The sequence below is a fragment of the Streptomyces sp. NPDC002935 genome, assembly GCF_040611295.1.
GTDB lineage: Bacteria > Actinomycetota > Actinomycetes > Streptomycetales > Streptomycetaceae > Streptomyces.
Genome location: NZ_JBEXNW010000027.1, coordinates 112,414 through 126,686 on the forward strand (window position 1 = coordinate 112,414; position 14,273 = coordinate 126,686).

Consider the following 14,273-nt stretch of genomic DNA (forward strand, 5'->3'; position numbering starts at 1 on the left):
GCACCTGCTCGCCCGCCCCGCTCCCAACCCCTGGCACGACGTCGAGGCCCGCCAGCACGCCCGAGCCCTGCTGGAGGCCGCAGCGGCGCTGCCGGATGGCGAGGGCTCGGCCGGCACGGAGGAGGACCTGCGTCGGGCGCCGGTCGGCGCAGGGGAGATCGACGTTGCCCGAACGGGTAGATGGCCACTCGCGGCGATAGTTGGCCACGTCGAAGCGATCGCAGCCATGGAGCCGCGGCCCAGCTACTACACCCACCACCACGGAGACAGGAACATGGCGGCGATGAAGATGGGCGCACCGATCCAGACCATGATCCACCCGTTACGCCTCGTCATGGCCCCCACGTCAGCGGAGACACCGTTGTATGCGTCCCGTACAAGGACGAGGCCGATGACCACGGCAACCCGGCGGGACCCACGATCGCCATCCAGATCAATGTCAGCAACAAAAGCATGCCATCCGACATTGCGGTCCCCCCTCGTGGATTTCTCGACACCGGAGCATAGATGCAAAACATCAGCGACGGCCCGTACGGCCTCATCTCCACCGCCGGTGACACACATCCGCTGCGTCGGCGGAGCCGAACCCAGGAAGGCCATAAGGTGAGGCACGGCAGCGTGGGTACGGGATCCTGGAATGGTCAACCACAGAGGTACGACGATGAGTTCGATGAAGCTATGGGTGGTCGGAGTCATCCCCGACAGTGAAGCCCGGGCGTTGCCTGATCGCTTTGCCCACCTCTATGAGCCGTGGACCGGAGAGCGGCCGGGATACGTCGAATCTCTCGGGTGGTGGACGGGTGGCGGTGATCGTGAGCCTTGCTTCACACCTTGCACGTCGGGTTCCGGAGACCTGGTAGCCACGGCGGCGGCCGTCCGTCTGGACCGCCTCATCGACGACTCCAACGTAGAGATCGCGTCCGTTGAGGCAATGAAAGACGCGAGCCTGAGCCTGATGCCGCGGGCAGTCGGCATGGGCCGCTTCGCCGTTACCGGCCGTTCTGCCAACCCGGTCGCGGCACTGCACTACGCGCTCGGCTACGAGAGCGCCGCAAAGCTCCCAGGCTGGTTCGGGGACTTCCTGCTGCCCGCAGAGGCCGTGGTCGCTGCCCTGCCCGGGGTCGAGGAGGCCCTCCGTCTCACCGGCACACGCCGGGCCGAGGTGCTGTCACGGATCTCCGACTGGATGGCAGTGATGGGCGGCGACCGGGCATTCGACGCGGCCGAACTGCTCGACGGTCCCCTGCGAGTGTTCCAGCACGCCGCTGACACTCGCTCCGGTGCCTCCGCATTCAGCCGCGCAACGCACGGGACTACGAGAGCCTGATGCCCCACGCCGAGGCGCGCATTCAGTGGGCCTCCGCCAACTTGAAGTCGCAGTTCAAAGGGCTGGTGTGACCGGCTCTCGGGGTGCTCGTGCTGGTCGTGGGCGGCGGTCGGCGGAGTAGATCGTTTGGCAGCGTTTGATTTCGAGGTTCGTCAGGACGAGCAGGGCGCGCAAGAGTTGGGTGGCGCGGTCGGGGTCGGTACGGAGCTTGGTGAGGATCCGCCAGTTCTTGAGGTGGGCGAAGCCGTGCTCGACGGGTGCACGTCCGACGGCGAGTACGCGATTGGCAGTCTTCTGGCCGGGTGTGAGTTTGTGGGTGCGGGTGGCGGTAAAGCCGGTGACGACCACGGGGTCGCGTGGGTCGTTGTCCAGGACCGGTCAGGCAGCCTGCCGCGCGGCGGCGAGGATGCGCTGGCAGTCCGGCGGGAGCGTGGCCTCCTCCGCGCCTGACCTGCGGTGCGGGACCAGCATCAGCGCCTGCCCGCCCACTTGCACTGGCATCGGCGCGGCCGAGGCTCGTTCGTCGGCGGGCTGCTCGCTCATCCGCTCATGAACTCGTTCGGCGACGGCGAGTTCATCCCGCTCGTCTCGCACCTCTGCCAACTGTTTGGCCAGCTGTTCTTCGAGTTCGTCCAGTTCCGCGCGCCGTGCGGTGATCCGTTCCAGCAACTCGGGATCCAGCATGCACAGGATCGTAGAAGACCGCCCGGCCACAGCGGGCAGGAACCGGCGAGCCGATCGTCCCGTCAGAGCGTTGTTGCACGCTGCCCCGCGGCCTCCCACTCCTGGTGTGCGGTGTGGACGCGGTGCCACAGCGTCGCTCGCGCCGGGGCGCCGACGTCGGTCAGGTTTAGGTGGAACACGTCGGCCAGTACGTCGTACCAGTCGTCGGCCGAGTCGATGGTCCGCTCGTCGGTGCCTTCGGCGTCGATCCGGCGCAGCACGCAACCGCGCAGCATGTCCACGCCCTTGGCGTCGCGGAGCTGGGCTTGGAGAACCCGGACGAATCCGGACTCGGGGGAAGTGGACAGCCGGTGGTGCTCCGCGGCGAAGGAGGACAGCTCCACGGGCTCCGGTGCGAAGACCATCGCCGTGAAGGCACCGCGGGGGTCATGGGTGAACCGCCAGCCGCCGGGCACCACCACCGACGGGGCCATCGCGTAGGTGAACGGCCCCTGGGTGTAGGTACCTTCGCGCAGCGGCAGTGGCTCGTACATTCCGCCGGCGAGCCCGGTATCGACCAGCCACCGCTCGCCGTCGAGCCCCACGGTGAGCGCGAGATGGTCGCCGCCCGGGCCCTCGGGGTCCTCGACCTCGTCCTGCACCCCGGCTCGGTGCAGGGTCACGTCGTAGCCGAGGGCCGTCAGCAGCGCGGCGAAAGCCCCGTTGAGGTGGAAGCAGTAGCCGCCGCGCCCGCGCAGGATCCGGGCCACGGATTCCGCGGCGCCGATGCCCGTTGGCCGTCCCAGTTGGTTGTCGAGGGTCTCATAGGCGACCCGTTCCACCTGCGCCCGGTGCAGTGCCCACAGCACTTCGGCGGTCGGGGCCGTCGGCCGGGCCACCCCCAGCACAGCCAGATACCCGTCGACGTCGATCATGCTCCCCCTCCGTTCGAACGGATGATCAGCCTAGTCGCTGGTACTTGCCCGTCCCGCGCCCCGCCCTCTGGGTACCACGCCCTCCCCGACCACTCCACTCCACTCCAGCCACCCAGCGAAACCCGCAGGCCAGACAGCGAAATCCTGCTGGAGTACCAGGTCGTGTTTCCTCGATCAGCTCGTACGGCTCCAGACGATGGATCACCACCGACGGCAGGGTGACCGAGTTCCCGCTGCCGGCCACGGGGACCTACCCCTCCGCGATCACCGCAGGCGCCGACGACGCCCACCACGGTTCGGGCTCCAAGCAGCGACGGCACGTTGTGGTTCACCGAGTGGGCCGGCAACCGGGTGGGCTCCCTCACCCCCGACGGCACTGTCACGTTGCACGACCTGCCGACCCCGGGCTCGGAGCCGCACGGGATCGCCCTGGGCCCGGACGGAGCTCTGTGGACAGCGCTGGAAATCGGCGCACTCGCCCGCGTCGGCACGCAACGTAGCCAAGAAGCAACAAAGCAACTTAACTCCCGCAGCTGACGGCCTGGAAAATACGGTGCGGTCGGCTGAGCTGGGGTGATAGGTAAGCGATGTGACAGAGAGTCTTGAGTTTTCCGCCCTGCTGCAACTGATCGACGAGCGGTCGGCCGCGTTCCGGAGTGCGGTTGCCGCCGTGCCCAGCCTCGACGCGCCGGTGCCGTCCTGCCCCGAGTGGACGTTGTTCGATCTGGTGCAGCACCTGGGTACGGGCCAGCGCTGGTGGGCCGCGATCGTCGCCGCGGGCCCGGCCGAGGCTCCGCCGGCCAAGGAGGCCGCAGAGGTGCCGCGCGAGCTCGAGGCGCTGCTGGCCTGGTACGCCGAGTCGAACGAGCTGCTGCTGAGTGCGCTGCGCGAGGCTGGCCCGGAGCGCGAGTGCTGGGCGTGGTGGGGCGCCGGCGTCTCGCCGGCGAATGCCTGGGGCGTTGCCCGGCGCCGGGTGCACGAGGTGCTGGTGCACACCTACGACGCCCAGCTCGCCGCAGGCGCCGTGCAGCCGATGCCGGCGGACGTCGCGATCGACGGCGTGGCCGAGTTCCTCGACACCTGCAACTCCACCCCGGCGGCCTGGCCGCACGAGGCCGCCACCATCCATTACCACGCCACCGAGGGCCGCTCCTGGCTCCTCGCGTTGGACGGCACCGGCGCCTGGCCCGCACCCCTCACGGACGACGCCGCGCCCGCCTCCGCTTCGGCCACGGGCACGGCCGAGCAGCTGCTTCTCTTCGTCTGGGGCCGCCTCACGCTGAGCGACCTGAAGATCGAGGGCGCCCAGCAGGTGTTCGAGCATCTGATCGCCTGGGAGCCCGAGGAGTAGCCAGTCAATACCGCCAGCGGACGGCCTTGATGACGTCCGCCTCGGTGAACATCGCGAACGGCTGCGCGTCCGCGCGGCGGACGGTCAGTACGGGCTCGTACAGCTCGGGTCCGGGCGCCTCCCGCAGCACTGCCGACTCAGCCAGGAAGGGGATATGGCTACGACCAGGCTTTCTGGTCGGCAAGATCGCGGCGGCAGGCAAACTGATCAGTGGCGATGCTCTGGACACCGAGTCGGCGTCCGCGACGACCGTGCGCAAAGACCACCGAAGCAGCGCCCGCCACGGTGACCGACGGGCCCGCACACCCCGGCGAGGAGACCCTGGGCGGCTGGTTCGTCATCGACGTGCGTGAGGAAGCCGTGGAACTCGCCAAGGAGCTCGGCACCTTGGAGACCATCGAGATCCGGCCGGTGCTCGAAGGCGCCTGAGGTCGGCCCGTTGCGGCATCGCCCCCTCCCTCGACGTACAGTGTCGATCACGATGCTCGGTTGCCGACGGGGGAGCGGACGGTGCAGGGGCGCGTAGAAGAATGACGCCACATTGAGCGAATGCTCGCCAACTCTCGGCACGGAGCGAGCAGTTCACTGCTGCTGCACGGCGAGGCCGGCATCGGCAAGACCACTCTCCTTGAGCATGCGGCCGCCCACGCGGACGGCATACGCGTTCTGTGGGTCGAGGGCATCGAGTCGGAGATGGAACTCGCTTTCGGAGGGCTCCATCAGCTCCTCCTGCCGGTGCTCGATCTACTCGACCGGCTGCCGGGACCGCAGGCCGGGGCTCTGTGCGCCGTCTTCGGCCTGAGCGACGAGCCCGTACGGGACCGTCTCACCCTGGGGCTCGCCACACTGTCGCTGCTTTCCGAGGCGGCCACGGACGACCCCCTGCTGTGCCTGGTCGACGACCTGCAATGGCTCGATCGGCCGTCCGGGGACGCGCTGACCTTTGCCGCCCGGCGGCTGCGGGACGAAGGCATCGTCATGCTCTTCGCCACCCGCGGCACCTCGCCGGGGATCGAGGGCGCTGCCGCGCGTACATGTCACCGGCATCGATGGCGGTCGGCCGTGGCGCTGCCCGGCCTCGCTCCCCCGGTCGCCGAGCACATCCTCGACCAGGCGCAGGGAAACCCGCTGGCGCTGCGGGAGTTGGCGGCCGCACTGACCCCGGCGCAGCGCGCCGGACAGCTGGGGCCGCTGGCGCCGGCCGAGGCGCGGCCCGAGCTGCCCCATCAGCTCCAGGACGCGTTCGCACAGCAGATCCGCCGCCTGCCTGACGCGACCCAGCGCACTCTCGTGGTGGCCGCGGCCGACGACACCGGGGACCTTCCCACCGTGCTGACAGCCGCGGGCCGGCTCGACGGGGAGGTCAGGGATCTGGAGCCCGCCGAGCGGGACGGACTGGTCTTCGACTCCGCGCAGAAACTGCGTTTCCGGCACCCCCTCATCCGGTTCGCCGCCTACCAACAGGCCCCGCTGGCCTGGCGGATCGCGGCGCACCGGGCGTTGGCGGCGGACCTGGACGGCGCCCAGCACGCGCACCGGCGCGCCTGGCACCTGGCCGCCGCGACGATCGGCCCGGACGAAGAGGTCGCCGCGGAGTTGGAACGGGTCGCCGAGTGGGCCGGAAGTAGGCAGGCGATGGCGTCCGCGTCCGCGGCGTCCGAGCGGGCCGCCCGCCTGACCGTCGACCCGCACCGGCACGCCCGCCGCCTGATCACCGCCGCGCAGAAGGCGAGCGAGGCCGGCCAGGACGAACGGTGCCGCGCTCTCACCGACCAGGTGCCACTGCCGTTGCGGGACCCGGGGATGGCGGCGGACTTCGCCCGCGTACGCTCCGTGGTCGAGCTCGGTTACGGCAGCCCCCGCCGGGCCGCCCGCATCCTGGCCGACTGCGCGGACACGATCTCGGCCGACCGCCCCGACAAGCTCGCGCCGCTGCTGACCGACGCCATCCACGCGGCCTTCTGCGCGGGCGACGCACCCCTCATGGTGGAGATCGGCGTCCGCACACCCCAACTGCCGATCCTGGCCGTGCCCGCCACCCTCCTGGGGGGCGACCTGCCCGGCGCGCGCCGGGCCCTGGACACTCTCGTACGGGCCGGACGCCTCGCCGACATCGGGCTCATGGACCAGTCGGTGACCGCGATCCACTGCCACCTGATGGCCGATCACGCGACCGCGCACGAACTGGCCGCCGCGGCGGTCGCCCACTGCCGCGAGCAGGGCATCGGCGGATGGCTGCCCACCACGCTGCATCTGCGTGCCCAGGTGGAGCTTGCGCTCGGCCGACTCGACGACGCGCACGCCACCGAAGCGCTCCGGCTGGCCGACGGCTACGACCTGGACCACCGAGCATCCCATCTGCGCGCCCTGTTGGCGGTGCTGGCCGCCGTCCAAGGGGAGCAGGCGCAGACCCGGAAAATGGCCGAACAGGCACTGGAGTACACCCGTCCGCGCGAGGTCGGACGGGCCACGGCGGAGGCGCTGTGGGCGCTGGGGCTGCTCGACCTCGGCCTCGTTCGGGCACAGGACGCGCTGCGCCATCTGGAGGCGGCCCGGCAGGCGGCGGGCCACCCCTTCCTGGCCCGGCACCTGTTGCCGGATCTGATCGAGGCGGCCGTGCGCGCCGGACATCCGGACGGGGCACGGGCACCCGCGGACCAGCTCATGACATGGGCGGCCGACCTCGGACAGCTCCACTTCACGGCCCAAGCGCACCGCTGCGCGGCCCTGACCAGCCCGGACACACAGGCCGAGCAGCACTATCTGGCCGCCTTGGACCTGCACACCGAAGGCAACGACTTCGATCGGGCGCGCACCCAACTCCTCTACGGCGAATGGCTGCGTCGCTCGCGCCGCAAAGTCGACGCCCGCGACCAACTGCGCACCGCACTGAAAATCTTCGATCAGCTGAACGCCCGACCCTGGGCCCACCGCGCTCGCACGGAACTCCAGGCAGCCGGCGAAACCCACGACCCGTCCGACGCCACCGACTCTCCCCTGACCCGCCTGAGCGCCCAGGAGCGCGAAGTCGTCCGCCTCGCGGCCACCGGCGCCACCAATCGCGAAATCGCCACGCACCTGTTACTGAGCCCACGCGCACCGTCGGCCACCACCTCTACCGCGCGTTCCCCAAGCTCGGCATCAGCTCCCGAACAGAATTCGCCGACCTGCTCACGCCCTGACGGACGCAGAAGAACACCCTCTGGGCGGATCCCTGCGGATAAGCGGATCCGCGGTGGACATCACTGCGGATCTGCGGACTCAGCCTGTCAGGGCGCGGACATGGACTTGAGGCTGCGCCGCTGGGCGCGAGGCCGCTCGTGCGGGCGTGGCCGCGTGCGCTGCCTGTCCTCCCGCTGAGGGCAGCGGCTCGGTGGAGGCAGTGTTGGGCCTCGCTGTCACGGCCGAGGGCATGCAGGGCGTTTCCGCAGGTGGTGAGCAGCAGGGCCCGGCGCTCGTCGGACTGCTGGTGCGGGGCGGGCGAAGCTGGACTCGGGCCCTTTGTCACCACCGTGGGAAGGCACTTGCTGCGTGTCCGTTGGCAGGGCGCCATTTCCCGTCCCGCCTCTTGTGCCTCTGCGGGCCGGCCCCGGTTGGGCGACCGGGGTCGGCCCGCAGAATCCTTGCGTCTGTTGGCCCACTCCACGAATGTGCAGATCAGTGGCCAGACGGCGTGGGTCGCCGGGCATACCACCCGGGCCGACGGCAGGCTGGAGAGCGTGGACTGGCCTGTCTGCGTTGCTCTCGCGCAGGCCGTGCAAACGCTGTCCCCTGATGCAGCCGAGGTCGGCGCCGTGCGCCCGGGGGATGACCGGTATACGAACGTGCGTGACCGAATACCGCTCTTGACGGTAAGTCAGTCCCACCTTCACCATCCAGGCACCCCATTCACCGCGGAATCCCCGGACACCCCACGCACCCCTCGTGGTAACTCCGCCGGATTCCCTGGAATTCGGAGCCCCCCACATGAAGCTCTCCATTCCTGGGCGTGCCTCGGCGACCGCTGTCGTCACGGCCGCCGTGCTGCTCACCGGCGGTTCCATAGCCGGGGCGGCCCCCGCCCCCGTGGCAGTGGCCGCCGCGCCCGACCTCCCCGTGGCCAACGTCAAGGCCCACCTCACCCAGCTCCAGTCCATCGCCACCGCCAACGGCGGCAACCGCGCGCACGGCCGCGCCGGTTACAAGGCATCCCTCGACTACGTCAAGGCCAAGCTGGACGCGGCCGGGTTCACCACGACCGTCCAGCAGTTCACCTCCGGCGGCCGCACCGGCTACAACCTGATCGCCGACTGGCCCGGCGGCGACACCGGCCGGGTCGTCATGGCCGGCTCCCACCTGGACAGTGTGACCGCGGGCCCCGGCATCAACGACAACGGATCCGGTTCGGCGGCCGTGCTGGAGACGGCACTCGCGGTGGCCCGGTCCAACTACCAGCCCACGAAGCACCTCCGGTTCGCCTGGTGGGGCGCGGAGGAGCTGGGCATGGTGGGCTCGCGCTACTACGTCAACAGCCTTACCACCGCGAACCGTTCGAAGATCAGCGGCTACCTGAACTTCGACATGATCGGCTCGCCGAACCCGGGGTACTTCGTCTACGACGACGACCCGGCCATCGAGAAGACCTTCAAGACGTACTTCACCGGGATCGGCGTCTCCACGGAGATCGAGACCGAGGGCGACGGACGCTCGGACCACGCGCCCTTCAAGAGCGCGGGCATCCCCGTCGGCGGCCTGTTCAGCGGCGCCGACTACATCAAGACGTCCGCCCAGGCCGCCAAGTGGGGTGGCACCGCGGGCAAGGCCTTCGACGCCTGCTACCACTCCTCGTGCGACACGTCGTCGAACATCAACGACACGGCGCTGAACCGGAACGCGGACGCGCTGGCGTACGCGGTGTGGGAGCTGTCGGCTTGACATCCTCCCGGGCCGAAAGGCCCGGGACTCCCGCCTGCTCCGACACAAGCCGGGCGGGTCGCTTCGCGTGGGTTCCTGCTTCACCGCGCTGTGCGGGCACGGGTGCCCGTCCTACCTGCGCTCCACAGACCGGCACCGCCAGTCCGGCGGCCTTGCCGACGTTGACCGCCGCGTTGATTTCCCGGTCCAGGACGGCCTCGTATGCCTCGCACGTCCAGGTGCGGCGTTGAGGGGCTTGGGTCCGTCCTTCGCCCGGGAGGCGGGCTTGCGCTTTCCGACGGGCGCCGCCCGAAGGTCGTGCGGCGAAGCCGTTCCTCTGTGTCCTGCCCCGTAGACAACGACCGGCCCCGGCGCGGCATTCGGTCGAGGGCTCGCGGGACCCTCATGACCTGACGGAGAAACGGCGGTCGTCACGACCAGCAGAACCCCGGCTGTGCGCTCTGCGGCGGGTAGGTCGCGCACGCCCACCGCCGTTCACTGGCGCCCCACGCCGTGTGATCGACCGGCCAAGGTCGTCCGGGACCGCGTCCCTTCGGTTGTCCTTGTTCCCGGCGGGAGCGTGGGAGACCGCCAGGAACGATCAGTAGATGCCCAAGAGGCAGTCCACCGCCGCGCACAAGGCCCGTCAGCGCCAGGCAGAGACCGGCGGCATGCGGCGGTGCTGGAGTCGTCCGTGACCTGCCAGACGTGCCCGTCGCCCGGGCGTAAGCGGGTGGTGTACACGTGGAACGACGAATACGACCGCTGGGGGATGGCGTGGATGAAGACCTGCTGTGACGCCTGCTACAACGTGCCGCACGGCGCGGGGGAGGATGGGGAGTACCGGCATTTGGCGGAGCAGTACGAGGACCCCGAGCCCGACCCGGACGGCTGCTGCGTGGCACTGGATGATGTGGCCTCGGCGGTCCGGGCGCGGTTCGACCAGGGCGGGATGCCGGCACTTCTGGCGAAGCTGGAGGAGCTGCGCGAGTCGATGTGGTCGTGCAGTCCGCATTACGACGTCCTCGGCGATCACGCGGTCGTGCTGACCGTGCAGGGGGCGTGCGTGCCGTTGATGCACCGGGTGTGGCAGGCAGGTGTCGTGTCGGAGCCGGTGTTGTCCGCGGCCGAGCGGCGCCAGATTCTCCGGACCATCGACGGCATGCAGAGAGCGCTCATTGCGATGGTCGAGGAAGAGCACCGCGACTGACAGGGGAGCTGTCGCCCCGGTGCGAGAAGTGCGACAGGTGCGACAGACGGTGGGGCCGGTAGCCGTAGCCACACGGCCCCACCCGGGGGACCGACGAAATGCGGCTCCGGAGGTGACGGAATGCGCCGAGCGGGGGCAGCGGGCCAGGTGGCCGCCGCGTGTTACGGCACGCTTGCCGGCCGCTCTGAGCGTCGCAGTTGGCCGGCTTGACGCGCCCCCTGCTGGTCAGCAGTTGATGGGAGGGTTACCGGAAGCGACTCGGCAGTAGTCCGACCCGAGTCCGCCGTCGACGGTGCCGGCGTTCGGGCCGACAGAGAGGAAGTCGCCGCCGGCTCCGCCGAGGATCTTGCCGGTCGCCGTGGTACCGGCGTTGGCCGTTACGGAGTCGCCACCGGCACCGCCGTCGACGGTGCCGGCAACGATGCCGTTGATGACGATGTAGTCGCTGCCGCCCAAGCCGTTGACGCTGTCGCCCAAGGCGAGGGCGCCGCAGCTGATGTAGTCGGAGCCGGCAGTACCGCTGACGGTCGTACCGGACACGGGGCTGCCGTTGACCGTACATGACGTCAGGGCTTGTGCAGGCGTTGCGGTCAGGGCGAGGGGAGCGGCCATGAGGGTGGCGGCGCAGAGCGTACGTATCGCATGTCTGATCATGCAATGAGTGGCTCATGACGATTTCATGATCGCAATGCTGCACCGTCGGTGGCGCCACCATCCGGGGGCAGTCTGCCCCCGGACGGGCCATCGAGGCTGACGATTCGGCCTCCATCTCGGTGACGGTAGGCGCAACGGAGGCACCGGTCTGGGACGAGCCTTCAGAAGTCCACCCGTTCGGATGGCCCGCTGGGTGTCTGTCGCCGGATGGCCCACCGGGAGCAATTGTCAAATCCTGTGGATCATCGCGGGGACCCAAGCCGACTGCAGCCATTGGCCGAGGACCGCGAAGCCTTCGTCGGCGAGGCCTCGGAACGACGCGACGCGGTGGAGGAGGGCCGGGGCGAGGTGGTTGGTGGACACCCAGTCCCGATCGGCGTCGGTGATCTCGTCGTCGACCCAGGCGAACGGGCGTCCGTCCGCCCGCGCCACCCGCGTCCGGGTGTTCCAGTGGAGCCCGAACCACTGGTCCTCGCGTTCATGCGCGTCGGAGGGATCCGGTGGCATCCCTGCTGATGTGGGCGTGACACTTGACGACAGGACCTAGCGGCGAGGCCCGGTTGCGCGCCTTGTTCAGGTCTGCTCTGGCATCGGGTTCACGAACACCGCCAGGCAGCGGAACTCGCCTCCTACACCTCCCAGTTGCGCGTACGAGCGCCAGGCAAGGGGGTACTCGCCGCGCAGTACACGGGTGTTGGGGGCGTAGGTTCCCTCGGCCCACAGGAGGGTGCCTGTCAGGGTGCGCCCCTGGTGGATTCTGAATTCGTCGTCCCTGGTTCGCGCGCGGCCGGGCGGCTGAGGGTTCCACAAGGATGCTTCGTTCGTTACGAGCAGCGCGAGGCCGTTCTGGTCCCCTTGGTCGCAGAAGCGTTCCAGCCTTTCCACGTCGCGCACGAAGTCCCGCCGCGCCACGTCCGGTGCGCCGTGGTTCCGCAGGTCGTAGTCTTCGGCTGGTGTTCCAGCGGTGCCTGACCACCGGCGGGTGACGTACTTGAATTCGATCGCCGTCCGCCCTGCCGGTCCCAGGCACAGCGCATCCAGGTACTCCGCCCGGTCGTCCCGGCGTATCGGCACCTCCAGACGGGACCGTACGTCCGGCGCCACCTCCCAGATTGCCCGGGCGAAACCGTGCTGGAGATCGGCTTCGGAGTGGAATATCGGCCTGGACATCCGTAGATGTGCGAGGACGTCGTCCAACGGGACCTGGCCCGCGATCTTCTCGCGGTCGGTACCCGAGGACGGGGGTGTCGGCGTAGTCACCGAGCCATTGAAGACCGGCCCAGCCCCGCGGGCCAAGCCGTCGGTCGGCCCGCCACAGCCGCTGTTCGAACGGGGATGCCGTGTGCTCGACCCTTCACTGCTTTCGAGCCGTGCCCCCATGAAGCCATGGCGCCGAATCGGTGACACTGACGGGTGCGTTCGCCTTCTTCCGTACAGGACCCGACCGGTCGGATCCCGTTCCTGGCCGCCTACCGTCTTTGTCCTCCTTCGCCAGGAGGTATCGGACTGGAAAGTCCCGCCCCGCCCCTACGCCAAAATGTTCCTCAGACCGCACACTCCCGGCCGCCCCGAATACCGTGCTCTCCGAATGACGCTCCCCGCCAGTCGGCGCCGACACCTGGACCACCGACCAGCGCAAAGCCTTCGGCAACGACCTCAAAGACCCGCAGCTCCTGATCGCCTCGGAGTCCTCCAACTCCTCGGTCAGTTATCCCTGCAGTTGGGACAAGCGCATTGCTGTGGCCTGCGATATCTCAACTGGATTCATGGAAACTGGAGTTGAGTGAGCGTTTTCAGCGTTGCCTCTCCAGGGTGAGGACGGCTTTGGCGATGACGGTCATGCGGTTGGGGCTGATGTGGGATCTGCGGAAGATCTACCAGGACTTCAGCCGTGCCATGGCGCGCTCGACCGGAGCCCTGGCTTGGGCAAGGGCCCGGTTGACGGTGTGCTGGGTCGGGGTCAGCTCTCCGCCTGGTGGCCCCGGCTGCATCATCAGCACGTAGCCGTCCTCGGAGGACCCGCTGACGACGTCTTTCACGTGCGCCTTGGCTGCGACGAGAACCTCTTCCGGCACCGTGGGCCACTGATCCATAAACGCGCGTGGTCAGCGTGGCGTAGACCAACTCGTGTCTGTAGTCAGGGTCTCCCTTGAGGAACGCGCAGACGAAACACGGCCCGAGACGCGCCCTGGCTTGGCCGGCTCTCCCTCCGATACATCCCCCGGACGCGAGAGCCGTGCTCCGTGGCACGGGGTACACCTCGGAGCATGGGCATTGCCGGTAGCGTGATCGCCTGCCGCATGGAATGTCCATGTGTCCGGCCGGCCCGTGCGAGGGATTCCGGTGGCGAGCGATGGGACCGCGATGAGCGAACTGACGAAGCCCAGAATCGAGGTTCCGGAGGGTGACGCGCCCACCGAGCTGACGATCCGGGACCTCGTGGTTGGGGACGGCCCTGAGGCGCAGCCGGGCAGGGTCGTCCAGGTTCACTATGTAGGGGTCACGTTCGCGTCCGGAAGAGAGTTCGACTCCTCCTGGGAGCGGGACCGGCCGTTCAAGTTCGCCGTGGGCGGTGGCAGGGTCATCAAGGGCTGGGACCGGGGAGTAAGGGGAATGAAGGTCGGCGGCCGGCGCGAGATCATCGTTCCCCCGCGTCTCGGTTACGGCAAGCAGTCACCCTCTCCGTTGATCCCGGCGGGCTCGACGCTGATCTTCGTCGTGGACCTACTCACGGTCGTGGGCGGGCCCGCCGGAGCGAGGCCCGGCTCGACCGGCTCGGCCTGAACCTGGCGCTCCTGAGGGGCCGGGGACACCCTGTCGCTGCCACGTATGGACAGCTGCACTCCTCGACAGACACCTCCTCAACCCGTGGCGCGCGAGATGGCGGCCCGTCACGGGCGCCGGCACCTGGGTCACCACCGGCCTCAAACGGCCACCAGGCGGAGAGCTGACCCCGACCCAGCACACCGTCAACCAGGCCCTTGCCCAAGCCAGGGCTCCGGTCGAGCGCGCCATGGCACGGCTGAAGTCCTGGCAGATCTTCCGCAGATCCCACATCAGCCCCAACCGCATGACCGTCATCGCCAAAGCCGTCCTCACCCTGGAGAGGCAACGCTGAAAACGCTCAGTTTGCTCGGGATACTCATGCTGATCTCGGGCGGGAGTCTGCGGTCTTGATCATCCGTCATGTCATCGGTCGAGGCTGTCACATCTGGGTCATTGAACCCAGCCCAGCCAGCC

Annotated in this window: 13 protein-coding genes and 4 pseudogenes; 9 read left to right on the plus strand and 8 right to left on the minus strand. The window is 69.1% G+C overall.

The window, feature by feature from the left end; translation table 11 throughout:
• Positions 1 to 661 precede the first annotated feature (661 nt).
• A complete protein-coding gene (locus ABZX90_RS30665; RefSeq protein WP_355210191.1) occupies positions 662 to 1,327 on the plus strand; it encodes a hypothetical protein in 666 nt (221 codons plus the stop codon).
• 54 nt (positions 1,328 to 1,381) lie between these two features.
• Here ABZX90_RS30665 and ABZX90_RS30670 read toward each other — a convergent pair whose 3' ends face one another.
• From ABZX90_RS30670 to ABZX90_RS30680, 3 genes are all read right to left on the minus strand, one after another.
• A complete protein-coding gene (locus ABZX90_RS30670; protein WP_355210195.1) occupies positions 1,382 to 1,675 on the minus strand; it encodes a transposase family protein in 294 nt (97 codons plus the stop codon).
• A gap of 30 nt (positions 1,676 to 1,705) precedes the next feature.
• Entirely contained in the window at positions 1,706 to 2,011 is a 306-nt protein-coding gene (locus ABZX90_RS30675; protein WP_355210198.1) for a hypothetical protein, read from the minus strand.
• A gap of 62 nt (positions 2,012 to 2,073) precedes the next feature.
• Entirely contained in the window at positions 2,074 to 2,925 is an 852-nt protein-coding gene (locus ABZX90_RS30680) for an arylamine N-acetyltransferase (RefSeq protein WP_355210201.1), read from the minus strand.
• A gap of 312 nt (positions 2,926 to 3,237) precedes the next feature.
• Here ABZX90_RS30680 and ABZX90_RS30685 point away from each other — a divergent pair.
• Both ABZX90_RS30685 and ABZX90_RS30690 read left to right on the plus strand, forming a co-directional pair.
• A pseudogene (locus tag ABZX90_RS30685) lies at positions 3,238 to 3,462 on the plus strand (virginiamycin B lyase); the annotation flags it as partial.
• Positions 3,463 to 3,514: 52 nt separating this feature from the next.
• Complete coding sequence (locus tag ABZX90_RS30690; RefSeq protein ID WP_355210203.1) at positions 3,515 to 4,276, plus strand: maleylpyruvate isomerase family mycothiol-dependent enzyme; 762 nt, start codon at positions 3,515 to 3,517, stop codon at positions 4,274 to 4,276.
• A gap of 4 nt (positions 4,277 to 4,280) precedes the next feature.
• Here the strand turns inward: ABZX90_RS30690 and ABZX90_RS30695 are convergent, their stop codons facing one another.
• A complete protein-coding gene (locus ABZX90_RS30695; protein ID WP_355210206.1) occupies positions 4,281 to 4,406 on the minus strand; it encodes a hypothetical protein in 126 nt (41 codons plus the stop codon).
• A gap of 155 nt (positions 4,407 to 4,561) precedes the next feature.
• Between ABZX90_RS30695 and ABZX90_RS30700 the strand changes: the two genes are divergently transcribed.
• The 4 genes from ABZX90_RS30700 to ABZX90_RS30715 all read left to right on the plus strand — a co-directional run bounded on the left by ABZX90_RS30700 (position 4,562) and on the right by ABZX90_RS30715 (position 10,379).
• On the plus strand, positions 4,562 to 4,705 hold the full coding sequence (locus tag ABZX90_RS30700) for a hypothetical protein (protein ID WP_355210209.1): 144 nt from the start codon (positions 4,562 to 4,564) through the stop codon (positions 4,703 to 4,705).
• A gap of 120 nt (positions 4,706 to 4,825) precedes the next feature.
• The gene (locus tag ABZX90_RS30705) at positions 4,826 to 7,636 is read left to right on the plus strand and encodes an AAA family ATPase (RefSeq protein WP_355210212.1); all 2,811 of its coding nucleotides are present in this window, start codon (positions 4,826 to 4,828) and stop codon (positions 7,634 to 7,636) included.
• Positions 7,637 to 8,242: 606 nt separating this feature from the next.
• Positions 8,243 to 9,190: a M28 family metallopeptidase gene (locus tag ABZX90_RS30710; protein ID WP_355210215.1), complete on the plus strand. Its 948-nt coding sequence runs from the start codon at positions 8,243 to 8,245 to the stop codon at positions 9,188 to 9,190.
• 673 nt (positions 9,191 to 9,863) lie between these two features.
• Complete coding sequence (locus ABZX90_RS30715; protein ID WP_355210218.1) at positions 9,864 to 10,379, plus strand: hypothetical protein; 516 nt, start codon at positions 9,864 to 9,866, stop codon at positions 10,377 to 10,379.
• A 225-nt stretch (positions 10,380 to 10,604) separates the two neighbouring features.
• Here the strand turns inward: ABZX90_RS30715 and ABZX90_RS30720 are convergent, their stop codons facing one another.
• The 4 genes and pseudogenes from ABZX90_RS30720 to ABZX90_RS30735 all read right to left on the minus strand — a co-directional run.
• Positions 10,605 to 10,919, minus strand: a complete 315-nt coding sequence (locus ABZX90_RS30720) for a hypothetical protein (RefSeq protein ID WP_351127559.1) — start codon at positions 10,917 to 10,919, stop codon at positions 10,605 to 10,607.
• A 342-nt stretch (positions 10,920 to 11,261) separates the two neighbouring features.
• A pseudogene (locus ABZX90_RS30725) lies at positions 11,262 to 11,492 on the minus strand (hypothetical protein); the annotation flags it as partial.
• 114 nt (positions 11,493 to 11,606) lie between these two features.
• Entirely contained in the window at positions 11,607 to 12,293 is a 687-nt protein-coding gene (locus ABZX90_RS30730) for a hypothetical protein (protein WP_355210221.1), read from the minus strand.
• A 533-nt stretch (positions 12,294 to 12,826) separates the two neighbouring features.
• Positions 12,827 to 13,012 (minus strand): annotated as a pseudogene (locus tag ABZX90_RS30735) (transposase family protein); the annotation flags it as partial.
• Positions 13,013 to 13,397: 385 nt separating this feature from the next.
• Between ABZX90_RS30735 and ABZX90_RS30740 the strand changes: the two are divergent.
• Complete coding sequence (locus ABZX90_RS30740; protein ID WP_330301739.1) at positions 13,398 to 13,817, plus strand: FKBP-type peptidyl-prolyl cis-trans isomerase; 420 nt, start codon at positions 13,398 to 13,400, stop codon at positions 13,815 to 13,817.
• A gap of 112 nt (positions 13,818 to 13,929) precedes the next feature.
• Positions 13,930 to 14,151, plus strand: a pseudogene (locus ABZX90_RS30745) (transposase family protein); the annotation flags it as partial.
• Positions 14,152 to 14,273 lie beyond the last annotated feature (122 nt).